27 protein-coding genes are annotated in these 24,317 nt (G+C 45.8%); 9 read left to right on the forward strand and 18 right to left on the reverse strand.

Translation table 11 applies throughout. The features are described from left to right. Positions 1-9 precede the first annotated feature (9 nt). From mnhG to IE074_RS02320, 7 genes are all read right to left on the reverse strand, one after another. Positions 10-324: a monovalent cation/H(+) antiporter subunit G gene (gene mnhG / locus IE074_RS02290; RefSeq protein ID WP_189383824.1), complete on the reverse strand. Its 315-nt coding sequence runs from the start codon at positions 322-324 to the stop codon at positions 10-12. Beyond that, positions 321-602, reverse strand: coding sequence for a K+/H+ antiporter subunit F (locus IE074_RS02295; protein ID WP_189383825.1), 282 nt, complete (start codon positions 600-602; stop codon positions 321-323). Before IE074_RS02295 ends, mnhG begins: the two co-directional genes overlap by 4 nt. Beyond that, complete coding sequence (locus IE074_RS02300) at positions 599-1,087, reverse strand: Na+/H+ antiporter subunit E (protein WP_189383826.1); 489 nt, start codon at positions 1,085-1,087, stop codon at positions 599-601. Before IE074_RS02300 ends, IE074_RS02295 begins: the two co-directional genes overlap by 4 nt. Further along, on the reverse strand, positions 1,087-2,724 hold the full coding sequence (locus IE074_RS02305) for a monovalent cation/H+ antiporter subunit D (protein ID WP_189383827.1): 1,638 nt from the start codon (positions 2,722-2,724) through the stop codon (positions 1,087-1,089). Before IE074_RS02305 ends, IE074_RS02300 begins: the two co-directional genes overlap by 1 nt. Continuing rightward, positions 2,721-3,065: a Na+/H+ antiporter subunit C gene (locus IE074_RS02310; protein WP_189383828.1), complete on the reverse strand. Its 345-nt coding sequence runs from the start codon at positions 3,063-3,065 to the stop codon at positions 2,721-2,723. Before IE074_RS02310 ends, IE074_RS02305 begins: the two co-directional genes overlap by 4 nt. Beyond that, a complete protein-coding gene (locus tag IE074_RS02315) occupies positions 3,066-5,993 on the reverse strand; it encodes a monovalent cation/H+ antiporter subunit A (RefSeq protein WP_189383829.1) in 2,928 nt (975 codons plus the stop codon). A gap of 216 nt (positions 5,994-6,209) precedes the next feature. Next, entirely contained in the window at positions 6,210-7,526 is a 1,317-nt protein-coding gene (locus tag IE074_RS02320; protein ID WP_189383830.1) for an anti-sigma factor domain-containing protein, read from the reverse strand. 73 nt (positions 7,527-7,599) lie between these two features. Between IE074_RS02320 and IE074_RS02325 the strand changes: the two genes are divergently transcribed. Continuing rightward, a complete protein-coding gene (locus IE074_RS02325) occupies positions 7,600-8,391 on the forward strand; it encodes an SDR family oxidoreductase (protein ID WP_189383831.1) in 792 nt (263 codons plus the stop codon). Here IE074_RS02325 and IE074_RS02330 read toward each other — a convergent pair. The 3 genes from IE074_RS02330 to IE074_RS02340 are packed head-to-tail and all read right to left on the reverse strand — an operon-like array spanning position 8,377 to position 10,158. Further along, on the reverse strand, positions 8,377-9,381 hold the full coding sequence (locus tag IE074_RS02330) for a Bug family tripartite tricarboxylate transporter substrate binding protein (RefSeq protein ID WP_229793858.1): 1,005 nt from the start codon (positions 9,379-9,381) through the stop codon (positions 8,377-8,379). The genes IE074_RS02325 and IE074_RS02330 overlap by 15 nt on opposite strands. Positions 9,382-9,415: 34 nt before the next feature. Continuing rightward, positions 9,416-9,748 carry a hypothetical protein gene (locus tag IE074_RS02335; protein WP_189383833.1) on the reverse strand — a complete coding sequence of 111 codons (333 nt, stop codon included), beginning with the start codon at positions 9,746-9,748 and terminating at the stop codon, positions 9,416-9,418. Continuing rightward, a complete protein-coding gene (locus IE074_RS02340) occupies positions 9,745-10,158 on the reverse strand; it encodes a hypothetical protein (protein WP_229793859.1) in 414 nt (137 codons plus the stop codon). Before IE074_RS02340 ends, IE074_RS02335 begins: the two co-directional genes overlap by 4 nt. Before the next feature lie 135 nt (positions 10,159-10,293). Between IE074_RS02340 and IE074_RS02345 the strand changes: the two genes are divergently transcribed. Next, the gene (locus tag IE074_RS02345; RefSeq protein WP_189383834.1) at positions 10,294-10,926 is read left to right on the forward strand and encodes a M23 family metallopeptidase; all 633 of its coding nucleotides are present in this window, start codon (positions 10,294-10,296) and stop codon (positions 10,924-10,926) included. A gap of 10 nt (positions 10,927-10,936) precedes the next feature. Here IE074_RS02345 and IE074_RS02350 read toward each other — a convergent pair whose 3' ends face one another. From IE074_RS02350 to IE074_RS02360, 3 genes are all read right to left on the reverse strand, one after another. After that, positions 10,937-11,134 carry a YgaP family membrane protein gene (locus tag IE074_RS02350; protein WP_189383835.1) on the reverse strand — a complete coding sequence of 66 codons (198 nt, stop codon included), beginning with the start codon at positions 11,132-11,134 and terminating at the stop codon, positions 10,937-10,939. Between the two features lie 81 nt (positions 11,135-11,215). Next, positions 11,216-11,545, reverse strand: a complete 330-nt coding sequence (locus IE074_RS02355) for an ArsR/SmtB family transcription factor (RefSeq protein WP_189383836.1) — start codon at positions 11,543-11,545, stop codon at positions 11,216-11,218. Between the two features lie 140 nt (positions 11,546-11,685). After that, positions 11,686-12,774: a site-specific integrase gene (locus IE074_RS02360; protein ID WP_189383837.1), complete on the reverse strand. Its 1,089-nt coding sequence runs from the start codon at positions 12,772-12,774 to the stop codon at positions 11,686-11,688. A gap of 143 nt (positions 12,775-12,917) precedes the next feature. Between IE074_RS02360 and IE074_RS02365 the strand changes: the two genes are divergently transcribed. From IE074_RS02365 to IE074_RS02375, 3 genes are read left to right on the forward strand one after another with little or no spacing between them, the layout of a single operon-like run. Continuing rightward, positions 12,918-13,979: a DNA-binding protein gene (locus IE074_RS02365; RefSeq protein ID WP_189383838.1), complete on the forward strand. Its 1,062-nt coding sequence runs from the start codon at positions 12,918-12,920 to the stop codon at positions 13,977-13,979. 52 nt (positions 13,980-14,031) lie between these two features. Continuing rightward, the gene (locus tag IE074_RS02370; protein ID WP_189383839.1) at positions 14,032-15,432 is read left to right on the forward strand and encodes an MBL fold metallo-hydrolase RNA specificity domain-containing protein; all 1,401 of its coding nucleotides are present in this window, start codon (positions 14,032-14,034) and stop codon (positions 15,430-15,432) included. 36 nt (positions 15,433-15,468) lie between these two features. Further along, positions 15,469-16,317, forward strand: a complete 849-nt coding sequence (locus tag IE074_RS02375) for an LOG family protein (protein ID WP_189383840.1) — start codon at positions 15,469-15,471, stop codon at positions 16,315-16,317. A 292-nt stretch (positions 16,318-16,609) separates the two neighbouring features. On the opposite strand, the gene IE074_RS02380 is transcribed toward IE074_RS02375, so the two are convergent. Continuing rightward, positions 16,610-17,029 carry a DUF411 domain-containing protein gene (locus tag IE074_RS02380; RefSeq protein WP_189383841.1) on the reverse strand — a complete coding sequence of 140 codons (420 nt, stop codon included), beginning with the start codon at positions 17,027-17,029 and terminating at the stop codon, positions 16,610-16,612. A 200-nt stretch (positions 17,030-17,229) separates the two neighbouring features. On the opposite strand from IE074_RS02380, the gene IE074_RS02385 reads away from it, so the two are divergent. The 4 genes from IE074_RS02385 to IE074_RS02400 all read left to right on the forward strand — a co-directional run bounded on the left by IE074_RS02385 (position 17,230) and on the right by IE074_RS02400 (position 20,483). Further along, the gene (locus IE074_RS02385; protein WP_189383842.1) at positions 17,230-18,210 is read left to right on the forward strand and encodes a tripartite tricarboxylate transporter substrate binding protein BugE; all 981 of its coding nucleotides are present in this window, start codon (positions 17,230-17,232) and stop codon (positions 18,208-18,210) included. 199 nt (positions 18,211-18,409) lie between these two features. Further along, complete coding sequence (locus tag IE074_RS02390; RefSeq protein ID WP_189383843.1) at positions 18,410-19,303, forward strand: EamA family transporter; 894 nt, start codon at positions 18,410-18,412, stop codon at positions 19,301-19,303. Next, on the forward strand, positions 19,300-19,782 hold the full coding sequence (locus IE074_RS02395) for a glutathione peroxidase (protein ID WP_189383844.1): 483 nt from the start codon (positions 19,300-19,302) through the stop codon (positions 19,780-19,782). Before IE074_RS02390 ends, IE074_RS02395 begins: the two co-directional genes overlap by 4 nt. After that, positions 19,779-20,483 (forward strand): glutathione S-transferase N-terminal domain-containing protein, encoded by a 705-nt coding sequence (locus IE074_RS02400; protein WP_189383845.1) that lies wholly within the window; start codon positions 19,779-19,781, stop codon positions 20,481-20,483. The genes IE074_RS02395 and IE074_RS02400 overlap by 4 nt, the downstream gene beginning before the upstream one ends. 96 nt (positions 20,484-20,579) lie before the next feature. Here IE074_RS02400 and IE074_RS02405 read toward each other — a convergent pair whose 3' ends face one another. From IE074_RS02405 to IE074_RS02420, 4 genes are all read right to left on the reverse strand, one after another. Beyond that, complete coding sequence (locus IE074_RS02405; RefSeq protein ID WP_189383846.1) at positions 20,580-21,875, reverse strand: Glu/Leu/Phe/Val family dehydrogenase; 1,296 nt, start codon at positions 21,873-21,875, stop codon at positions 20,580-20,582. Between the two features lie 124 nt (positions 21,876-21,999). Beyond that, positions 22,000-22,779: a hypothetical protein gene (locus IE074_RS02410; protein ID WP_189383847.1), complete on the reverse strand. Its 780-nt coding sequence runs from the start codon at positions 22,777-22,779 to the stop codon at positions 22,000-22,002. A gap of 12 nt (positions 22,780-22,791) precedes the next feature. Beyond that, positions 22,792-23,421, reverse strand: a complete 630-nt coding sequence (locus tag IE074_RS02415; RefSeq protein WP_189383848.1) for an ankyrin repeat domain-containing protein — start codon at positions 23,419-23,421, stop codon at positions 22,792-22,794. A gap of 104 nt (positions 23,422-23,525) precedes the next feature. After that, a complete protein-coding gene (locus IE074_RS02420) occupies positions 23,526-24,296 on the reverse strand; it encodes a TatD family hydrolase (protein ID WP_189383849.1) in 771 nt (256 codons plus the stop codon). Positions 24,297-24,317 lie beyond the last annotated feature (21 nt).

A 24,317-nucleotide genomic window follows, 5' to 3' on the forward strand; every position in this document is an offset into this window, starting at 1 on the left:
ATATAAGAGTTATTTTCCGATACGTTCAAGGCGCAATATATAAGAGCGCATCAACAACATTGCTGTGACTGGCGAAGTAAGAAATAAAAAGACAACAATTAATATTTCATGGAAAAAAACCCGGTCGGCCAGATGAAAAGAAACCAGTATAGATGCCAACAAGGTGAACATGGCACCAAAAGTGTTACCTAATGTAGGTGCATGAATACGGCTTTTGAAGTCTTCAAACCGAAGAAGTCCGATTGATCCGATAAGGGTTATAAGACCACCTGCCACTAGAAAAATAGCGGCAGGGATGGCAATCCAGGCAGGAATATCACTCATGGCTCGATAACCTCACCACGCAGCAGGAATTTTGATAATGCTGAAGAAGATACAAAACCCAATAAACTGATGAGCAGTGCAATGTCAAAGTACCACGAAGTCCTGTAAAGCATGCCCAGCACTATAATCAGCAACATGCAGTTGATATACATGGTGTCAAGACCCAACACACGGTCTTGGGGCGTTGAGCCTTTGACGAGTCTGATAAAGGCACAAAAAGTGGCCAGTGAAAAGCAGCAAATGGCAAAATAACATGCCCAGGTCAGTATCAAGTTCATTCAAATATCTCTATCAAATTGGCTTCGTAACGATGCTTGATGGTATGAATCCAATCGGATTCTTCTTTCAGGTTAAGAACGTGAAGGCGCAGGATAAAATCATCTTCAGTCAGGCCAGACCATACAGTACCTGGTGTGTAAGTGATAATGCACGATAAAATGGCCAAACCATGAGGATCACGTATATCTAGTGGAATATTGATGAAGCCTGGCGTACGATAGGCACTTTTTCCTTTCAGGATTAATATTCCCACGACCCAATTGGAATAGGCAATATCAACAATAACCATGAATATCAATTTGAGGATAGTTAAGGTTTTTTTGGGGTGGCCGTGTAAAGGGCGCAGGCGCTGCGAAGCGACAACAAGCCCTAGTGACAGTATTGAACCCAGTACAAACTGGCCGATACTAAGAGCATTGGCCAACAGCATCCAGACAAGCAAAAGAAATGCAGACATGGGTAACCAGAAAAAGAACTTTTTCATTATTGTCCCCCTGCAATGGCTTTGTTGGATGCTTGTGTAATCACGGCATTGATATATTGATTGGGATCATCAAGTGAACTTGCCGTCTCAGTCAGAAAATCCATGACAGGTCCGGCAAAAATTGAAAGCGCAATACAGCTAAGCAATAAAACACTCACAGGAATGGCTTCACGAATGCTAAGTTTGGGTGTTTGCAAAGTACCCGAATTCCAAAAAAGCCGTACTCCTGATCGGCCCAGTGCAATCACTGTTGCCAGACCAGATGCCAGCATGGCTATGACGAGTAACCAGGCACTGATGGAAGGTCCCGTTAAATTGTTATCGGTTAGTTCAAGTGCTGAAGACAGCAAGGCAAACTTTGCAACGAAACCGGAAAAAGGCGGCATGCAGGCAATGAGAATGGCACAGGTAAAAAAGGAGAGGCCAAGAAAAGCCAGGGCAGCAGGAATCGCTACGCCAACTACATCACCGGAATAATCGGATGTTTTGTCTTCATCAAGGCCAAAGGCTTCAAAACTGACAGACAGCACATTGGATCCAAAAGATTCAGTGCGTTTGATCAACTCAACCAGCATGAAAAAAGCACCCGTGGTAAGCACGGAACTGATAAGGTAGAAAAGGGAAGGCCCCGTTAAGGTAACGCCCGGCATTCCCAAGGCAGTAAGCAGGGTTCCTGAAGACAGGATAATACTGTAACCAACCAGTCGTCCTGTATTTTTTTCTGCCAGAATACCCAAGGTCCCAAATAAAAGGGTTCCCAGACCAATGGCATACATCCAGTCGCCACCAAAGGCAGCAGGCGCTCCGGTAGGTAAAAGCAGGGAACCCATTCTGACCAATGCATAAATACCCACCTTGGTCATGATGGCAAACAGCGCGGCAACAGGAGCGCAGGCGGCCGCATAAGCATTGGGTAGCCAAAAATTAAGTGGCCAGGCTGCTGCCTTGACTAAAAATGCAATGCCCAGAATGGCGCAGGCGGTTTCAAACAGCTTGCGATTTTCCGCATCCAGCATTCCGGCTTTGATGCCAAGATCGGCCATATTAAGCGTACCGGTAACCCCGTAAATAAGAGAAATGCTAATGAGCAGTAAAGAAGCGCCAATCAGATTGACGGTAATGTAATGCAAACCTGAAGAAACCCTACGGGAGCCGGAACCATGCAGCAGCAAACCATAGGAGGCGGCCAGGAAGATCTCGAAAAAGACAAACAGGTTGAACAGGTCACCGGTTAAAAACGCACCGTTAAGTCCCATCAGGATGAACTGGAAAAGAGGGTGGAAATGAATACCAACCCGATCCCAGAAAGCTGTTGAGTAAATAAGCGCGGATATACCCAGTACAATGGTAAGAACCAGCATAACCGCTGAAAGCTTATCCACCACAAACACAATACCAAAGGGTGCTATCCAGTTACCCAGCAAATACACGCCAATATCATTGTTCCAATCAGAGGAAATGCTGCCCGCGGTCATGAACAGCAACGTTACCGCAACCGCAAACTGGATAGTGAGCGACAGAAAGGCCAGCCCGGTAAGAGCTTTACGACGGGAGTCTTTCAGAAGCAACATGAGGGCGCCTGCCATCATGGGAACTGCAACAGGCAAAATGGGTAAATGATCCAACCAACCCATCATGAATTGTACTCCGTACCATCGACGTGATCGGTATTGGACAGCCCACGCAAGGCAAGTAACACCACCAGATACAAAGCTGTTGTGGCAAATCCGATAACAATAGCGGTAAGTACCAGGGCCTGGGGAACAGGGTCTGCATAACTGGAAACATCAACAACCGTACCTGACTCGATAATGGGAGGCGCACCAACAGATAGGCGGCCCATTCCAAAAATAAACAGGTTCACGGCGTAGGAAACCAGGGTAAGTCCCATAATAACCTGAAAGGTGCGGGGTCTTAGCAAGAGCCATATACCCGATCCGGCCAGTACCCCTATGGCTAATGAATAGATAATTTCCATTTAATTGACTCGATCTGAAAAATTAAGTTGAGTGCTGGCTCCGGCATTGGTTTCCATTTCTGCTGCAGGTGTTTTACGATAGAAACGCAGGGACTGGTGGGCAAGGGCAACCAGCATGAAGGTTGTTGCACCCACAACCAGTGCATAAACACCAATATCAAAAAGGATAACACTGGAAAGATGCAACTTGCCGATGACAGGCAAATAAATATCCCAGCTAATGGCAGACAGGAAAGGCTGGCCTACCCACCACGCCAGCATGGAAGACCCACCTGCAATTAACAAACCAATGGAAATCCAGTATTGTGGCCTGACCCTTGAACGTGTTTCAACCCAGTGAATACCGCTGAGCATATACTGAAGGATAATCCCCGTGGCAAAGATAAGTCCACCCACAAAACCACCTCCTGGCAGATTATGACCGCGCAGCAGGAAATACAATGAAATAAGGGTGATTACCGGCAACATTAGCCTTCCAAGCACATTGGGGGCCAGTAAAATGCCTTTGGGCAAACTGTGCTCATTTGTGAGGCCATTGCCATCGATTGTTTGAATCTCATGACGGTTTTCAAGGGCATGAATGCTTTCCTGTGGCGGGCGGAAGCGACGCAGCAGCGCATAGACGGTAATGGCCACAATACCCAGAACGCTGATTTCACCGTAAGTATCAAAACCACGAAAATCGACCAGAATGACGTTAACCACGTTATTTCCACCGCCTTCAGGCAGGGCTTTTTCAAGGAAAAAGGCGGACAGACCTTCGGGTTTGTCCCGGGTTAGCATTATGTAGACCAGCGCAGATAATCCCAGTCCGCTGCATATTGCAATGGCCAAATCACGAAACCGGCGTATAAATGCCTGTAACGGGGTTACCTGGGATTCTTCGATGACGCGGCGGGGCAGCCAACGCAGGCCCAGCAAAATAAGAACAACAGTAACGGTTTCAACCACCAGTTGCGTAAGTGCCAGGTCGGGTGCCGAAAGCCAGGCAAAAGTTACACAGGTGATAAGCCCGGCTCCTCCTGAAAGCGCCAGGGCACGAAAACGGTTGTACTTGGCCAGATAGGCGGCACCTATGGCGCAGGCACCTCCTACCATCCAAAGAAGGGCAAAAGCAGGGTCAAAAGAAAAAGGTTGCTTAAGATATAGCCAGTTTCCACCAAGCAGTGGCAACATGCCGACTGCCAGGGTAATAACCACAATCCATAGTACCTGTGGTTGCAAACGCTTGCTGGAAAACCATTCAAGCAAAATGTAGGCCACGTTATCAATGCCATTCATGACTGCATCAAAGGATTTTCTGCCATCAAAACGATATAAAACCGGCGTTTGCCCAGGATAAGAACGAAACAGGGGCTTAAGTACATATAGTAATGAGATGCCGCCGATCAGGGCCAGGATACTCATAATTAACGGAAGGTTAAAGCCGTGCCAGATAGCCAGGCTGTAAGCAGGTAAATGGTCTCCTAAAATAGCGGTGGCCGATACCCTGAGAATCGAACCGATGATTTGCTCGGGGAAAATGCCGATAAGTATGCAAAGCAGGACCAGGACAGCACTTGGAAAAAGCATCCAGTGAGGGGGGTCATGCGGCTTGCGGGGCAAATCGGTGGCAGGTTTGCCAAAAAACACCTGAGTGATAAAACGCAGGGAGTAAGCAACACTGAATGAGCTGGCCAAAACAGCCAGGCCTGGCAACAAGTAACTTGAGTAAGAGGTTTGGTCTACGAACAGCGTTTCGGAAAAGAACATCTCTTTGGAAAGAAAGCCGTTAAGTAAAGGCACGCCAGCCATGGCTGCCGCAGCCACAATTGCCAAAGTGGCCGTGATGGGCATGGCTTTTCGCAGCCCTGACAGCACCCCCATGTCACGCGTACCGGTTTCATGGTCAACAATCCCGGTAGCCATAAACAGGGAGGCCTTGAAGGTGGCATGGTTGATCATGTGAAAAATGGCGGCAATCAGGGCTAATTCGCTATTCAGTCCCAGAAGCAGGGTGATGAGACCCAGATGGCTGATTGTGGAGTAGGCAAGCACACCTTTCATGTCCTGCTGGAAAGTGGCGGCAAAAGCACCGATTAGCAATGAACACATTCCGGCACCGCCAATGATCCAGAACCATTGATCGGTACTGGCAAGCACTGGCCAGAAACGGGCCAGAATAAAAACACCGGCCTTGACCATGGTAGCCGAATGAAGATAAGCGGATACCGGGGTTGGAGCGGCCATGGCATTGGGAAGCCAGAAATGGAAAGGAAACTGGGCACTTTTGGTAAGCCCGCCCAGGGCAATCAGCACGAGAATGGGGATATACCAGGGGTGATTTCGGATCAGGTTGCCCGAAGCAAGTATTTCGCTTAGCTCATAACTGCCAACAATGTGGCCAATCATTAACATGCCGGCCAGCAGGCAAAACCCGCCAGCGGCAGTAATGGTAAGCGCCATGCGTGCACCACGACGTGCGTCTTGCCGGTGATGCCAGTAGGCAATAAGCATGAATGATGAAAGACTGGTAAGTTCCCAGAATATGACCAGTTGAATGACGTTGCCCGAGAGGACAACCCCCAGCATTGACCCCATAAATGCCAGGAAAAATGAAAAGAATCTGGGTACTGGATCGGCAGGATCCATGTAGTAACGGGCATACAAAACAACCAATGCCCCCATAATGGTTACCAGAAGCGCAAACAGCCAGGCAAAACCGTCCATTCTGAATGTCATGTTGACACCCATGGAAGGTAACCAGCTTATATTGTGAACCAGAACCTCTCCGTTGAATACGGCTGGTGCGGTATAAATAACCAGCCCCGCACAGACAAGTGCAATAATGCCCGCAAGCCAGGATTCCTGGTTTCTGGCATTATGGGGCAAAATGGCAGCCAATATACTGCCAAGGAAAGGGAGTACGACAATTAAAACAAGGGGCATTTGACAGGGGGATCAAAAATTGAATTGTTACAACCTTGATAATACGATATTTTTATATGTTACTTGTCTCAGATTTGCATATAATTCAAAATATTTTTCATATAAATCATTTTTCCAGCCTGGTTGCAGTTATTTATAGGGATTTTCACGTTATTTAGTGATGATTATGATGAATTCATGACAAGGCAATCAGTATTCATGGTTTTCAGAAGATATTTAATTGCTTAAGTCAATCAATCGGCCTTGATATAAAATGGACCCTGTTGGTTTACCGGAGGTAGAGCCGCCAACTGGTTCAAGACTAATCTGAAAAAGCTGTCCGGGGATTACATTACCCAAGGTTTCAGGACTGATCGTGAAAATGGTACTAGACTTAATGGTGCCCAAGGAACGGTAGTCATGGTTGGCCGTATTTGATTGTGTCCAGACCTCCAATTCAAGATTTTCGGCAATACCTTGCTGAACCATTGGTTTAAACTGGGCAACTCCAGCCTGATTAATCTTCACTACCCAGGCTGGCTGGCTGTTTTGGCCGGGTGCTGACAAAATTGCAATCATTCTGGCCAAATTGGATGATGATGGAAAAATGCCGATCAGAATCAGTAAAGCAGCAGCCAGCACCAGACTTGTGATCTGCCATAATCTCAAATTGTGACTGGTTTTTTTGCCAATTTCCCTGAGGCGCGCCAGCAAACCGGACAGTCCGGGCGTGTCCTGCTCGTGGATGGCATCAAGAATGCCACTGACTTCTTCGGTATTTTGCATATTATGCTTAATACTGCTCCATAAACGAGGATGCAAGGGTTGTTCGGGCAATTGATCGAGGTAATGGGTGAAATGATCTTCCCATATCAGTGCAATACTGGCAGCAGTGCTGTCCTGATTAAAAAGCTGTAGCACATGACGCTCTTCTTCACCGCTAAGCCCGCCTAATACGTATTCGCCAATTTTTTCATTATCGGCGTGGTAAGGAAAATTGCCCAGTTTTTTGGATAAATGCCGCAACCCCAATAAAATATTTTCCTTAAAACGGCCCAGTGGCATATTTAGCAGAGTAGCTGTTCCGGCTTGTTCCCCAGAACTGAAATACATATTGATCAGGCAGCTTTGTGGTTCAAGCGGCAATTCTTCGAGAAAAGCATGAAAACCTGCGTGGGGAGCTTGGGATGCATGTATTTCAGCCTGCAAATGACTCAGCGTTTCCACCAGCGCAGAATCCCTGTTTTGCAAGGCTGCTTGAATGTTATCGTAATTTTGCTTATACAAGACACCGATATGGTAGCGCAGGATGCTGTATACCCATCCCTTTGCCGGGCCGGCTTCTTCATTATAAGTATGGGCGTTTTTCCAGATGGTGACAAAGGCACGCTGAACCGCCTGTTCCGCATAGTTTAAATTGCCAAAAATGCGGAATGCCAAGGCCAGCATTTGAGGGGCATCGTGTTTATATAAACTCTGTAGAGCGCTTTTTTGTCCTTTTCCGCAGGCTTTTAGCGTCTTTTCATATTGAAAAGAAGTAGACTTGTTAAACATGTTCTTTTCCCAGTCTTTATATTTACATTACAAAATATTTTTTCGAGTTTAACCTTAAAAACAATTTTATTGTATGTCTTTCAATACCGATACCCATTCCTACCTGAAACAATTTAATCTGGATGACAGGGTTGCCTTTCTGACTGGCTCAACACGAGGGCTTGGCCTGGAAGTTGCCAAAGCAATGGCCCAAAGTGGTGCAACCGTGATTATCAATGGCAGAACACGGGAAAGCGTCGCCGAATGCATAAAAAAACTGACTGATGAAGGAATAACGGTGCGAGGAATTTGTGCGGATATGTCTGATTTTGCACAAATTGACGCTGCGTTTGAAAAAATAGAACAGGATTACGGTTGCTGCGATATTCTGGTGAATAATATGGGGATGCGTATTCGCAAGTCTCTGGCTGAAAGCACATTACCCGATATTCTGACTCTTATTCAGGCCAACTTGACCGCTGCCGTTTATACCTCCAAGAAGGCAGCCGAATTAATGGCTGGAAACGGTTTTGGGCGGATTATTTCCATGACATCTATTGCGGGTGAACTGGCGCGTTATGGTGATGCCGTCTACCCGGTTACTAAAATGGGCTTAACCGGCATGATGAGGGCCCTGGCTGTGGAATATGCCCGCCAGGGAATTACCAGCAATGCGATTGCCCCTGGCCCTTTTGCCACTGAAACCAATAAAATCCTGGCCGAAGACAAGGAAAAGGGTCCGGCTTTCGTGGCCCGGGTGCCCATGCGACGCTGGGGCAGGCCCGAGGAAATTGCCGGTGCCGCGGTTTTCCTGGCCTCGGGACTTGCCTCTTATATCAATGGCCAGGTTATTACCATTGACGGGGGCATGTCAGTTAATTTTTAAATCAAGCTTTTCAATGAGTGGCTGCCAGCGCGCCTTTTCCTGCTGCATGTACTCCCTGAACTGTTCGGGTGTACCGGGGATTGGATCCATATACTGGGCCTGCAACTTCTCTTTTACTGCGGCGTCATTCAGGGCTTCAACCAAGGCTTTGGCCAGTTTGTCCTGAATGGTTTTGTCCACTTTGGATGAAATAACAAAGCCAGACCATGCAGAGCCTTCAATACCCGGCACACCTGCCTCTGAAACAGTCGGGATATCGGGTAAGGCACTGACCCGTTCTGCTGTTGTTTGGGCCAGGGCAGTAAGCCGGCCATCCTTTACCAGTGGCAGAACGGCAATGGGCGCCAAAGCTGTAAATTGAGTGTCACCCGCCAGCAAGGAATTCATGGCGTTAGGCGATGATGCGTATGGCACAGCGGTTGCGACACCATTAAAAGCCTGCAGCATCAATTCCATCGATAAATGAGAACCCGTGCCGGTTCCTGGTGTGGCGTAATTGAATTTATCGGGATTTTCTTTGATTTTATCAATCAGTGCCTGCAGGGTTTTTATGCCAGAATCACTTTTTACTGCAATGATATTGGGTTGCGTAACCGCCATGGTAAGCGCAGAGAGATCTTTTTCGGGGTCGTAACTTAAATTATTATAAATAAACTGGTTGTTTACCAAAGGACCGGTAATCGATATGCCAAAGGTGTATCCATCGGGTTTCGCATGAGCTACTGCAGCTGTACCAATATTGCCACCTGCACCAGGCTTGTTGTCAATGACAATTACCTGACCCAATGTGTCTGACGCTTTTTCTGCCACAATTCGCGCAATCTGGTCCGGGGTTGATCCTGCACCAAAAGGAACAATAAGCTTAAGCTCATGCTTGGGCCAGTTGCCCGTTTCGGCAAGGGCCGCAGAGGAGCTGGAAAAACCTATTGCTGCAAATGTAAGAAGAGACAGGCTTTTTTTGATCAAATGAACAAGACCGGTGTTTGACAATGTAAATCTCCTTGGTGACTGTTTAGACATAGGCTTAGGGCTTTCCCATTAAAATGCCAAAGTATTTTTCCAGTAATTCTGCACTTTGATTGTCCTTGTAAATCATGTAGCCTTTATCCCTTACGGCTTTGTACTTTTCATAGGGAATACTGTTTTCAAGCTCGGCAAAACGTGATTCACACACCGGGAACATATCCTTCTCAGCAGGCTCTTCCTGGTGTTGCAATAGATACTCCCGGGTCATGCAAAAAATAATGGCTTTTTCTTTTTCATACTTGGGATAGGTTTGTTCCTGTGCATGGCTGGCGGCCATCATGACAACAAAGCCAATTAGGGCGCCGGGAATGTTGAGTATTATTTTTCTCATTGTTCTGCTTCTCCGGCATCTAGTCCAAGCATGATTTTGGATGTGGTGGCAAAAATTTCCTTGTCTTTGGGAGAAAGACTGTTGTAGACGTCCTCAAGTACGTATTTCTGGCGGTATGCCCGCTGAAAACTTTCATATAAATGGGTTTGCTGCGCCAAATAATCGGCAAGTGGCACTTTTTTAATGAATTCCCCGTACCTGAATTCACATAGCCTTAAGGAGTCCGATGCATCAAGTGCCTTATCACTGTCAGTAAGCACATTGGTTTGGCCCGACAAGATGCCTTCCATGCAAAGGGAAATCAAGTCAGTCCTGACCTCCGTAGGATAGGGTTCCGGACTGCATCCTGACAGGGTAATGGCACCAAAAAGCAGGGCAATGAATGGTTTTACGGTTTTTATCAATTTCACGGTTGGTTTTACCCGGAATGTCTACTAATATAAGGGGAATGACTGCGATTATATAGCGATTGGGTGTCTTGAAAAGTTCATTCTTGCTTATACTGGCTTTATTGTGTCTTGAATAATTAAACCAGGACTATTCTATTGAATAAATTTTTGCTGCTTTTGCTGCTTGGCCTTCCATTTGGTGCATTCGCCCAAAGCAGTGCCGACATTGACCTGAGTGACATTCCAGAGTTGGATAATGACGTCATTGTAATGGGGACTTGCAACCACTGCAGCAAGAATATAACCCTGCAGAATCTGATGGCAAATCCATTGCCCAATGCGCGTTTTTCATCTGCGTATGGCTGGCGGATGCACCCGGTTTTTCAGGAAATGCGATTGCATACGGGGGCTGACTTTGCTGCGCCAGCAGGAACGCCGGTTACTGCCATGCAAGCAGCAAAAGTGGTATACGTGGCCAGCCGGGGAGGGTATGGAAAAACAGTTGTGCTAAAACATGATAATACCTACAGCACACTTTACGCTCACCTTGAGCGCTATGCGCCCGGACTGGTATTGGGTTCGCATGTAAAGAAAGGGGATTTAATAGGTTTTGTGGGATCAACCGGTAACTCGACGGGGCCGCACCTGCATTATGAAATCAGAAAAAATGGGCAGCCTGTTAATCCGTCTGATGGCAAAGAAATGCAATTGCCTGCAATTATAAAAGTAAAAGGACCAGGCATTAGCGTTAAGCAAAAAAATGCCCGGATCCGAACCATCTTGAAATGAACGGGTACAATTATTTTTTATCCAGCGGACAAGCCGTCTTGACACCAATGATAGCGTAAAGAGGGCAAAAATTAAGCAAGCCGGTGGCCAGGGGAATGATACCTAAATAGCCCCACCATCCGATGGTTCCGGTAATGGCCAATACAATTAAAACCACGCCCACGATAATACGTAAAAGTTTATCGATACCGCCAACATTTTTATTCATGATATAGCCCTTTTTAATGGATTAACAAAAAACTGACAATTTGAATTTATGTTGAACACAAGGATTTACATGGAATGTGCATCAGGATTCAGTTGTATCACTGCAGTATAAACGATGCAATGTTTCAAGCATAGCTATGGCTTTGGGGTCTGCAAGGGAGTAGTAAACATTCCTGCCTTCCTTGCGTGTTTGTACAACCCCGTTTTTTCTGAGTACTGTTAAATGCTGCGAAAGATTGGGTTGATGAATATCCAATAGTGCCTCGATCTCACCCACCGTTTTTTCACCTTCAAACAAATGGCAGATCATTAGCAAACGGTCTTCATTAACCATGACTTTAAGCAGTTTTATGGCCTCAGTAGCTCCTTGCCGCATGGCGATGGATAAATCCGTAGTAAGTATCGTGTTCATGATTTCAATCTAAGATGGCTTATATTATATACATAAATATAATATAAATAAATATAATATAAAAGGATGATTTGATTTTTCGCAAATAGTTGAGGTCCCTGCGCATATTCGGTTCAGATTTGCTGCCGCGACATCTAAAATTATTCTGCAGGATTTTCAAGCAGTTTTGAAACTTTGCTTTCCAGAACATTCCCCTCGCGATAATACCTCATTAAGGTATTGATATTTTGATGGCCGGTCATTAACATGGTTTCCGCGATCGGGATATTTTGCTTTGCCGCCTCGGTAACAAAGCCCGAACGTAATGAGTGAGCGGAAAATTGCTCACTGAGTCCGGCCAATTTGCAACGGGATTTAATAATATTATTAACTGAAACCGGACTAAGTTTCCCGCCGATTGCACCGCCTTTATTAATTTGCCTGAAGACATAACCATCATTTAATTGGCTGGCGGAGATCCAATCGGCCAGTGCCTGGGCGGCCATGCCTGAAACCGGTTTGTAGGCATTGGCAGATGCTTGTCCTGTCTGGTTGGTTTTTGAATGTAAAAGCAAATACAGATACTCACCCGTCTCTGGTTTATGGATGAGCCTGTCAAAGTGAGCGTCCGAGACCTCGGAGCGTCGCCTTCCGCCGCTGGACCAGGCGAATAATATCAGAGCCTTGTCCCGCAGGCCTTTCAGGGATTGATCGCAGGTTTCCAGTAATTGGGTAAGCGGTTCTTTGGTAAGCGCAGGACGTTGGAAGGAATGCATGCCTTTTTTTGCATAGGCCTTTTGGGTTTTGCCAATCAGTTCCTGCACGCGAGGGTCTTTGCAAGGGTTGGGGCTGGCAAAGGCAACCTTATGCGCCTTGGATAATACGGCAAGGCGATGCAAAAGGGTGGCCATTGAAAAGTGCCCCCTTTGTGCCTTGAATTTGTTCTCAACCAGAAAATCATCAAGCTCGTCAGGCAGGCCAATGGTTTCACCTGTAGGGGTATTCCGGACGGCATGATCAACAATGAATTGCAGCACTACAGGCACTTGCAAGGGCAGGGTGAACGCCTGGTTATAGCGCATTCTGTACCAGACTGCCCAGTATTTCATAGCGCTTTTATAGCTGTTGCGTGTGTTTTGAGACTCTCCCTCAGACACGATTTCGGCAATCGCTTTTTGGGTGGCCTCGTGCAATGAAGCGGGATCCAGCAGCGGCAATTGATTCAGTAGTTTAAGGGTTTGTGTGGGCATAAACACCATTTTTACTTAAAAACATTAGGTTAATTCAATTTTTGTAATATATAATATGTATTATGTATTGTATATTACAAATAAATTAAATAGCTTATGATAATTTTTACTTATCGAAAGCTATATTCTAAAGTGTATTTAAAATGATGCAATTAAAAAGTTCAGGGCGTGGCATTCAGCAGGAAGATGTCTGGAAAGCGGCAGATGAATTGTTGCTTGAGGGGCAACGGCCAACCATAGAGCGTATCAGGTTAAGGATAGGGCGAGGCTCGCCCAATACCATTAGCCCCATGCTGGAAAACTGGTTTGCCATACTGGGTAAACGCATTAACGGAACGGCATTTACCCAGGAAAACACACCCGCTCCACCAGAGCCGGTTGAGCAGGCCATACGGCACACCTGGACGCTGGCCCTTGAGCAGGCAACAAAAGTTGTCAATCAGACGGTTAAAAGCCAACAGGAAGAAAACGAACATGCCAGAAAGATGTTGGATGACGATAAAAAAGCTTTTGAGCACAGTAAACAGTTGCATGAGGCTGCCTTACAGGAACAGGAAAAGCTCTTGGCCACAGTGACCGCCCAACTGCACGACACAAAGATTATCCTTGCACAAAGAAACCGCGAATATGAAAGCCTGAATAATGAAGCAGGGCGGTTAAAAATCCAGATTGCCGACTTGTTGGCTGAAAACAAAGCTCAGCAAGAGGCGGCAGAACAGGCACTGGAAAATGTAAATCGGCTGCACACCAAAGAAAGGGAAGGGCTTGAAGTCCGATTCAGGTCCTTGGAACTGCGTTCGGTAAGCGAAATTGATCGTGCCCGGCAGGAAACGAAACTGGTTCAACAAAAGCTTGAACAAAGCCTTAAGGCACACACGCAAAGCGAGCAAGCGCTAAAAAACCAGCTGGAAGAGGCTTATGAAAAACAGCGCCAATTAACACAAGTTAATGAAATTGGTCGCCTGAACCTGAAGGCAGCACAAGATGAAAACCACTTGCTTGCCATTCAATTTGAACAGTATAAATCCCAAAACGAGCAACGGTTTCAGCATTTGGAACAGGAAAACGAAACGCTGAAAGGTGCACTCGCTCGACAGCAGCAAAACCTGGCATTACAACAGGAAATGGCACAATTACTTGAAAAAATAAATGCGATTACCTTAACCAGCATAGACAAAACAGATAAAAGCAGCTTGAATAAGTAAACCCTCAAGACTATGATTATTATCGTTGCAGATCAACAAGAGTAGGCAAAATATGAAAATCAAATTTTTGGGTGCAGCCGGAGAAGTAACCGGCTCCTGTTTCCTGGTGCAAACCGGTAATATTCAGTTCTTGGTTGATTGCGGGATGTTGCAAGGGGGCCGTGAAGCTCCCATCCGTAATCGGCAACCCTTTGGTTTTGATCCTTCGGAATTGGATTTTGTGCTGCTTACTCACGCCCACATTGATCACAGTGGGATGCTGCCCAAATTGATCAAAGCCGGTTATTCGGGATATATTTATGCCACTGGCGCAACCGCTGATTTGCTGGACGTTCTGTTACCTGACAGCGCACATATACAAGAAGTAGATGCGGAGCGCGCCAGCCGCAAACCACGTTCACAACAAGGCAGGCATTACGGGCTCACAACACCCATCTACTACATGGCTGATGCACTGCAAACGCTTAATCATATAAAAGAAATTGAATACGAAAACATCATAGATCTTGCGCCTGGCATTAAATGCCGTTTTCAGGATGCAGGCCATATCCTTGGGTCTGCCATTATTGAAATCTGGATTACCGAAGGTGACAACACTCGTAAAATCGTGTTTAGTGGGGACCTTGGCCAGCCAGGCAGGCCAATTTTGCGTGACCCGGTATTCATCGAAGAGGCTGATATTCTGGTGATGGAGTCCACCTACGGTGACCGGCCGCACCGTACCACAAATTCGACTGAAGAAGAAATTGTTGATATTTTCAATCGCACTTTACCCAAAGGAAACATCATTATTCCCGCCTTTGCAGTGGGGCGCACCCAGGAAGTTATTTATCAGTTATTGCAATTGGCCCGTCATGACAAAGTAAATAATCTTAAGGTTTTTGTTGATTCTCCGATGGCAAGCAAGGCAACCGCCATTACCATGAAGCATATGGAGCTTTTCGACGAAGAGGCGAAAAAAATGATGACCTGGAAGAAAATCGGCACCGAATTGCCCAATCTTTATTTCACTGAAAGCGTTGAGGAATCGCAAATGCTGAATAAAATCCGTTCAGGCGCCATTATTATTTCCGCCAGCGGTATGTGTGATGCAGGCCGCATTAAACATCATCTGCGCCATAATCTTGGAAGACCTGAGTGTGCCATCATGATAACCGGGTTTCAGGCCATGGGATCCTTAGGCCGCCGTTTGGTTGATGGCGTTAAAAGAGTGCGTATTTTTGGTGAAGAAATCAATGTCAGGGCATCCATTCATACTATTGGTGGCTTGTCTGCGCACGCTGACCAACCCGCCCTGATTAACTGGGCCAAAGGTTTTAAAAAAGCCCCCATACATACTTACCTGGTCCATGGTGAGGCCAATCCTGCCGAGGTTCTTGCCGGCAGGCTTAAAGATGAGTTGAATTGGAATGTGCATATCCCCAAAAGGGAGGAAACCATTTCATTCAATTAAGACTATAATTCTGGATTAACCAAACTGTAATTACACATGATAGATTATGAACAGCGCAAGGCGCTCCAAAAAAGCATAAAAGAAGGAGCCACTTACCGACTTGCCCAGGAAGATATTGATTTTCTGGCAAGCGACGAATTGCGTGGCCAACGCCTGGAGCTTGAATACCTCAAAACAGATAAAATTCTGGAAGAAAGCTGTATACGTTCAACAGTTGTGGTATTTGGAAGTGCTCGTATAAGCTCACCTGAAGAAGCCAAAAGCAAAATGGAGCAAATCGAGAAAATGCTTAATGGCTCTCCGCAAGACGAGGTCATGCTTAAGGCTTACAAAAGGGCAGAGCGCAACCTGAAAAACTCTCATTATTATGAACAGGCCATCAGTTTTGCGAAGATGATTTCAGAACACTTCCAAAAACAGGGACGATGTGATTATGTCATCATGACCGGCGGAGGGCCCGGCATTATGGAAGCGGCCAATCGTGGCGCCTATGAAAGCGACGCACGTTCAATAGGCCTGAATATTACCTTGCCCTATGAACAAACACCCAACCCATTCATTAGTCCTGAACTGGCTTTCCGTTTTCATTATTTTGCAATCAGGAAAATGCATTTTCTTGTCAGGGCGAAGGCATTGGTTATTTTCCCTGGTGGCTACGGAACCATGGATGAGCTGTTTGAGGTATTGACTTTGGTGCAGACCAAAAAAATGGATCCCATCCCCATCATACTGTTTGGCTCTGAATTCTGGAAACGCGCCATTGATTTTGAATTTCTGGTTGAAGAAGGCATGATCAACGAACATGATCTGGAACTATTCAAGATGGTTGATTCTATTGAAGAAGCGTTCACTATGCTGCAGCGGTTTCACGCTGAGCATATGTAAGGTCTGTTCAGACTTATGCGGACCAATAAGTCAAAGATTAAAATTCAGGAACTTAAAACATGGGCATGTCATATGTAATAATAGACGCATGACATGTCCATGAGATTTGAAGAGGTAATGGTACATAAACCACCATATTATTTACTTTACATAATATACATTATGCGAATAATATAACTGGAGCCAGGAATACTTAATTACCCCTGTTTGATACAACCAGCATTGGCATGAATGCTGGTTGTATCAAACAGGCTTTGCAGAAATAAATGCCCTGGTGTAAAGCGCTTATGCGTCAATCTCTTGAGAATGGCTGACCGTTAAAATCAACGGTGATCAGGTTACCATCCATGGGCCCCATGCCCGGAGAATTTGCAGGCATACCGGGCGCAGCAACACCTTTAACTGATGCCTTGGCCAGCATTTTATGTACTGCCGCAGAAGGTACATGTCCTTCAATGATCTGGCCAGTACTTTCAACAACCGCAGTATGACAGGAAGCCAGATTCAAGGGAACGCCCAGTTTCTCTTTTATGGCAGTCATATTGCCGGTTTTAATGGATTTAACCTTAAAACCGGCGTCACGCATATGCTGGCTCCAGCCATCGCAGCATCCACAATTGGGGTCCTGGAAAACGGTGATCTCGTTATTGCCTGCATAAGCAAAAGAGGACATAGTCAGAACAGCAGCCGCGGATAATAACCATTTTTTCATCATTAAAACCTTATTGTATTGTTTGAATAAGTTCAAATTCTTATTCTAGCATTTACTACTACAGCAACAAGTTAAATTCCTTCTTTATTTCAAGACCTTGGCTAAAAATGTAACGAATAGCCGCTATCTCTGTCATGGTATTTACCCATTTGACTGCCAGGCTTTTTTATCTACACTATGGCCTGATTTAGGAGGATTTAATGAAATTAAAACAAGCATTCGTATTGGCTACAGCCTTTGGTACCTTGACATTAAGCGGACTTGCTTACGCAAGCACCAATTATCCCAGCCAGCCCATCAGGGTAATCGTACCTTTTGCGCCAGGCGGATCTACCGATATTGTCGCCCGTATTGTGGTGCAGGAAATGTCCAGGATATTGGGACAATCAATGGTAATTGAAAATAAAGGTGGTGCCGGCGGTGCCATTGGCGCCGCAGAAGCGGCACGGGCAAAACCCGATGGTTACACCCTTTCCATTGCTACTGTATCCACCATGGCCGTTAACCCTGCCTGCCGCCCCAATGATTTACCATACGATGCACAAAAAGATTTCGCTCCTGTCAGTAACTTTGTGAATACACCAAACGTTATTGTCGTTAACCCAGGTGTGCCAGCCAACAACTTCAAAGAATTCGTACAGATACTCAAAGACAATCCCGGCAAATACACCTATGCGTCACCAGGCATTTGCAGTATTGGAAACCTTAATGGTGAGGCCTTCAAGCAGGCAATTGGTGTGGATTTGGTACACGTGCCTTATAAGGGTTCTGGTCCAGCCGTGGCCGATACCCTGGGCGGTCAGGTAAATAGCCTGTTCGATAACCTGCCTTCTTCCATGCCTCATATCCAGACTGGCAAGCTTAAAGCCATGGCGGTCGCCTGGCCCGAACGCATGAAAGACATCCCGGATGTTCCAACCTATGCCGAAATGGGTTATCCACAATTGAATAATGGCGTGTTCTATGGTTTGCTGGCTCCTGCAGGAACCCCGACAGATATTATTGAAAAACTGAATAAGGCTACACGGGAAGCACTGAGAGAGCCTAAAATTATTGCTGCCCTTGAAAAACAAGGTGCCTTCCCGGCTGGTAATACACCCGAAGAATTTGCCCAACAAATCAAAGACAATTACGACCTTGCAAAATCGGTGGTTGAAAAAAGTCAGCTTGAAATGAAATAGAACTACATTTTTTATATTCATATCAATCTCACAAATACCTTCCAGTGCCTTTGCAGTCATGCTGTAAAGGCACTGTTTTATGGAGAAAAGCAACAGTTAAGCTGCAAGAGCCGGCAATAGCCTATAACCGTCAACAATTAAATATTCAATCCGATAGAATGGATCATTTACCTTCTGATACTCGTAATAACACATCTCCATGTCAACACCCTCTTCTCCCACCTATTCCCATACAATAGGAATTGTTGCATTAATCGGTTCCATGGCTTCATTGTGTATTGGAACTTCATTTGCCAAATCACTGTTTTCGGAAGTGGGTGCGCAAGGAACAACGACTTATCGATTGGTGTTTTCGGCCTTGCTCTTGTGTTGCATATGGCGCCCCTGGCGTTTTAAACTCAATCGTAAAGATGCCTTAAGCATTGTTTTATATGGCTTGTCCCTGGCATCTATCAATTTTCTGTTTTACATGTCACTTCGTACCATCCCCTTGGGCATTGCGATAGCGATAGAGTTCATAGGCCCGCTAAGTCTGGCCATTTACTCTTCACGCAAAAAAATTGATTTCCTTTGGATTGTCATGGTTGCGACCGGTTTATACATGCTTATCCCACAACAAGATTCAATGGCAGCACTAGACCCTGTAGGCGTCGCTTATGCCGGGATTGCCGGCGTAGGTTGGGCTTTGTATATCATTTTTGGTCAAAGAACACGTAATATCCATCCGGGACAGGCCTCCTCTTTGGGCATTGCGGTTTCAGCCTTGGTGGTTTTACCATTTGGCATTGGACACGCAGGGACCGAGCTGTTGAATCCCTCCCTCATGCTATTTGGCTTGGGTGTCGCCATTATGTCCAGTGCAATCCCCTATTCCCTTGAAATGATTTCCCTGCGTTCCCTACCCCGTAAAACAATGAGCGTTTTACTTAGCCTTGAACCGGCCATGGGTGCAATAGCTGGCGTTATTCTTTTGCATGAGCTGCTTACCCTTGCTCAATGGTTGGCCATTACTTTTATTGTAAGTGCATCCATAGGGTGTGCAGTCACTTCCCGCAATCCGATTCGAGTCGATATGGAGAAAAATACAACATGAAAACCCTGTTTTCTTTTTCCGCTGACAAGGCAGATGGAAGCATTCTTGATTTCTCTTGCCTGAAAGACAAAGTGGTTCTTATTGTAAATGTGGCCTCTAACTGTGGATTTACACCCCAATACAATGGCCTTGAAAAACTTTATCGGACTTATAAAAGCCAGGGGTTTGAAATTATCGCCTTTCCCTGTAACCAGTTTGGCCAGCAAGAACCGGGTACTAACGAAGAAATTGTATCTTTTTGCCAATTGAATCATGGCGTAAGCTTTTCCATCATGAGCAAGATAGATGTAAATGGCAGTCAAGAGCACGAATTGTACACATGGTTGAAACAAGAAAAGCCTGGCATTTTAGGGAGCCAAAATATTAAATGGAACTTTACCAAGTTTTTGATTAACCGCCAGGGCGAAGTTATCGGGCGCTATGCACCCGTTACTAAACCCGAACAACTGGAAACCGATATAAAGGAAGCCTTATCATGATTGATTTATATTACTGGACAACACCAAACGGTCATAAAATTACGATGTTCCTGGAGGAGACAGGCCTTGAATATAAAATTATTCCTGTCAATATCTCTAAAGGAGAACAATTTTCTCCTGATTTTCTGAAAATTGCGCCTAACAACCGTATTCCTGCAATTGTTGATCATGATCCGATTGATAAAGGTGAACCTATTTCCATTTTTGAATCTGGCGCAATATTACATTACCTGGCTAATAAAACCGGGCAATTCCTGTCTTCCGATTTAAGAATAAGAACAGAAACACTGCAATGGCTATATTGGCAAATGGCGGGTCTGGGGCCTATGGCAGGCCAAAACCATCATTTTTCCCAGTATGCTACTGAAAAAATACCTTATGCCATTGAGCGCTACCGCAATGAAACCAATCGCTTGTATGGGGTACTTAACAAGCACCTGGAAGACCGGGTTTATATTGCCGGGCATTATTCCATTGCCGACATGGCTTGTTATCCATGGATTGTTTCGCATGAAAAACAGGGACAAAACCTAGAGGACTTTCCTAACCTGTATCGCTGGTATGAATTGATAAAAGCACGACCTGCAACGATACGTGCTTATGAAATTGCCCGTGAAATTAATCCTTCACCAACCGTTCATGATGAAGAAGCAAGGAAAATACTGTTTGGTCAAACAGCAAAATCCTTGAATAAACACTAACGTTTGCAGCAAAAAAAGAAACCCCGGTTTTAACGGATTCTTCTGGCGGATCTGTTAAAACCAGGGTTTAACACCGCAAACCTTTACAAAAATCAATTAAGGGTAAAGGCCCCGTACTTCACGTGCTTCCAGGATGCGCGTGCAAGCCACAATAAACGCTGCCGTACGTAAGCTGACCCCATGATGTTTGGCAACATCAGAGACAGAACGATAAGCATCACGCATCAAACGTTCCAGGCGCTGGTTGATTTCCTCTTCACTCCAGAAAAAACTGGAGAAATCCTGTACCCATTCAAAATAGCTTACGGTTACCCCACCCGCGTTTGAAATTACATCGGGCACAATATGCACCCCTTTTTGGGTAAGAATGTCATCGGCCTCGGGGGTGGTTGGGCCGTTGGCTCCCTCTACCAGGATTTTTGTCTTGATCTGATCAGCATTTTTTATGGTGATTTGATTCTCAAGTGCAGCCGGAATCAGGAACTCGGTTGCGACCGCCCAGAAATCTTCATTTGAAATGGCGGTTGCCTCTGGGAATCCCATGATACCGGGATGATCTTCAACGTAATTCAATAAATCATGGATATTAATTCCATTTTCATTGAAAATAGTGCCGGTATGATCTTGAATCACAACAACTTTGGCACCGGTTTCATGGAATAATCGGGCTGCCGTACCACCCACATTACCAAAACCCTGTACGGCCACCCTTGATCCGGAAACGCCAAGACCCAAATCTTTGGCTGCTTCGCACGCTGCAACAAAAACACCACGACCAGTTGCCTCTATGCGGCCAAGGCTGCCACCAAGTGCAATAGGCTTGCCGGTAACCACGCCTGTTGATGTGGCACCCTCGTTCATCGAGTAGGTATCCATCATCCAGGCCATGGTTTGAGAGTTGGTGTTAACGTCGGGTGCCGGAATATCTTTGGTTGGGCCAATAATAAGGCCAATCTCACTGGTGTATCGACGCGTGACCCGTTCAAGTTCTTTTTTTGAGTACTTGCGTGCATCAATGCGAATACCACCTTTGGCACCGCCAAAAGGCAAATTGACAGCTGCATTTTTAATTGACATCCAGGCCGCCAATGCCATGACTTCTGACAGGCATACATCCTGGTGAAAACGTACGCCACCCTTACCGGGACCGCGTGAGGTGTTGTGTTGCACGCGGTAGCCCTCAAAGTGGGCAATAGTACCGTTATCCAGCTCAACAGGGACATCTACAATCAATGAGCGTTTTGGTCGCTTCAGCGTTTCTACCCAACGGCCCAGGGAGCCCAAATATGGTGTTACCCGATCAATTTGCTGAAGATAAATACCCCATGCGCCCAAGTCATTTGGATTCAGATATGAAGGAAGCGAGTGCGAAGTGGTAATTTCTGAAGTCATTTAAGCTCTCCGGTGAAATGAGCTGTCTTGCTAACTTCTTGAATTGTACTTGTTCTGTTTTGAATTATTAATCTGTCCCCATTTAATTAATATTAAATTTTAATGGGGACAGATGAAATGTTGTTTAATTGACATGTGTCACAGCAACGGTATATACCGAATTTCCGCTTTTAATATCCATTTTCATGGTCAGACCTTTTTCAGGGCAATACCATTCGGTTACGGTTATAGGCTTACTGCGGGGAGACTTGCCAGACGAAATAAGCGTGGATTGAATCTGGCCACTGGAAATAGTGCCCGTGTAGGTAACCGGCTTGCAGCTCATTGAACCCATTTGGGTATGAATCTGCTGTTCTTTTCCGATTTTTCTTTGCGCTGACTGCAAAAACGCATTTTCCACGTTGACTTGGCTAATGGGGAGCGCAGAAGGCAAGGACATGGACGCCTGGGCGTCAGCCCTGTAGGTCTGGGCGGGCAAGGAGCCGGACTGCTCAGTCATCACATTGGCTGGCTTAAGAAAATACCCATTAACGCGGCTGGTTACGACAGAGCGCATGACGGTCCCCAATAAGCCTGCAGAATCAAAGGAGCCACTCAGGGTTGATCCTCCACTATTGACCATAAGACGAAAATTGCCTGAACCGTTAATTTGCTGTCCGGCTATGGGGGCATTTGCCTGGATATGCAAGTCGGCATGACAATCATTGCCAGCCGCTTTCGTTACCTGCTTGATCCTGATCGTGAAATGCCCTTTCCCACCATTGATGTTCCCCTCAATTTTCCCGTTGGGTTTTAGCCAGGGGCTTTGACAGTAAACCTGCTCTGCATGTGCATTTGTCCAGCTTCCCAACAATGCCAAAGAAAAAAAGAGATGAAGAGGAGCGATACGGGAGTGAGCTTTCATGGTGAAATCCAGTTATCTGAGCATAATTTCAACAAGTCCGGGCTGTTTCAATTCCCGGGCCAGATCTATGGCACTTTTACCCAACTGGTTAACAGCCTTGGGATCTGCGCCAGCTGCCATCAATACTTTTACCGCTTCGGGATTTTTAGAGGTTACCGCCATATAAACAGGTGAACTGCCCTCGGCAGCCGGCGCATTGGGAAATGCACCGTTGGCCAACAACATTTTGATCATGTCAACATGTCCGATTGAGGCCGCATAATGCAAAGGCGCCCAGCCCAACCGGTTAACATCGGCACCACGAAAGATAAGTCCTTCTGCGCGACGTACATCACCAATAATGGCCAAATACATTAATGGTGTTTCATGATTAATATTTTCAATATTAAGGTTGATATTGGGATCCCTGACCAGAACATCAAAAACAGCCATCGACTTGTCTCGAATAGCCTGCATGATGGGTGGTTGGCCAGCCTGGTTCAGCGCATTGACATCCTGGCCTTTATTAATGGCTTCTTTAACAGAAGACGCACGATTATTCTTGATGTCATTCCACCAGGCACCCGATGTATTGGCAAACGCCGTAAGGGTTACAAGCATTGCACCAAGCAGCAAGGAAGATTTCAATTTACTATTGAGCATTGTCTACCTTTTTAATTAATTGGATCATATCAAACATAACAAATAAGCAGTATACAAAACGTAAGTATGTTCAAGGAAACCCAAACGGGTAAATTTACCTTGATTTACGGTTGTGCTTTCCGGAACAGCCTGAAAAAATTATCTGTGCTGGCCTCTTCAATGTCTTTCAATGTCAGTCCCCTGAGATCGGCAATTTTTTCGGCCACATGAATCACCTTCGACGGGTCATTCAGTTTGCCCCTGAAAGGCACCGGTGCCAAATAAGGCGAATCGGTTTCAATCAGCAAACGTTCCAATGGTACTTTTTGTGCTACTTCATGCAATTGATGGGCATTCTTGAAGGTGACAATACCCGAGAGCGAAATGTAAAAATTCTGCTCAATGGCTGCCTGGGCCACTTCCCAGGTTTCAGTAAAGCAGTGCATAACACCGCCACACTGATGCGCACCCTCTTCTTTCATGATACGGATCGTGTCTGCGGCGGACGAGCGGGTATGAATGATTAACGGCAAACCAGACTGAACGCCAGCCTTGATATGTACCCGGAAACGATCTCTTTGCCAATCCAGCGGCTCGCTGAGCCGGTAATAGTCAAGGCCGGTTTCGCCAATTGCTACAATTTTCGGATGTCGTGCATGTTCACACAGCATGTCAACCGTTGGTTCCGGTGTGTCTTCATAGTCAGGGTGAACACCAACCGAACCGACCAGATGCGGATATTTTTCTATCAGTGCAATGATTCTTGGCCAGTCAGGTAAATTTACGCTGACGCACAAAGCGCGTCCAACATTATTCAGTTTCATTTTATCCAGAATATTATCCAGATCCTGGCTTAATTCAGGAAAATCCAAATGACAGTGAGAATCGACAAACATGATTGATGACTTATGAAAAAT

It is taken from the genome of Advenella faeciporci (assembly GCF_014652395.1).
Classification (GTDB): Bacteria; Pseudomonadota; Gammaproteobacteria; order Burkholderiales; family Burkholderiaceae_B; genus Advenella; species Advenella faeciporci.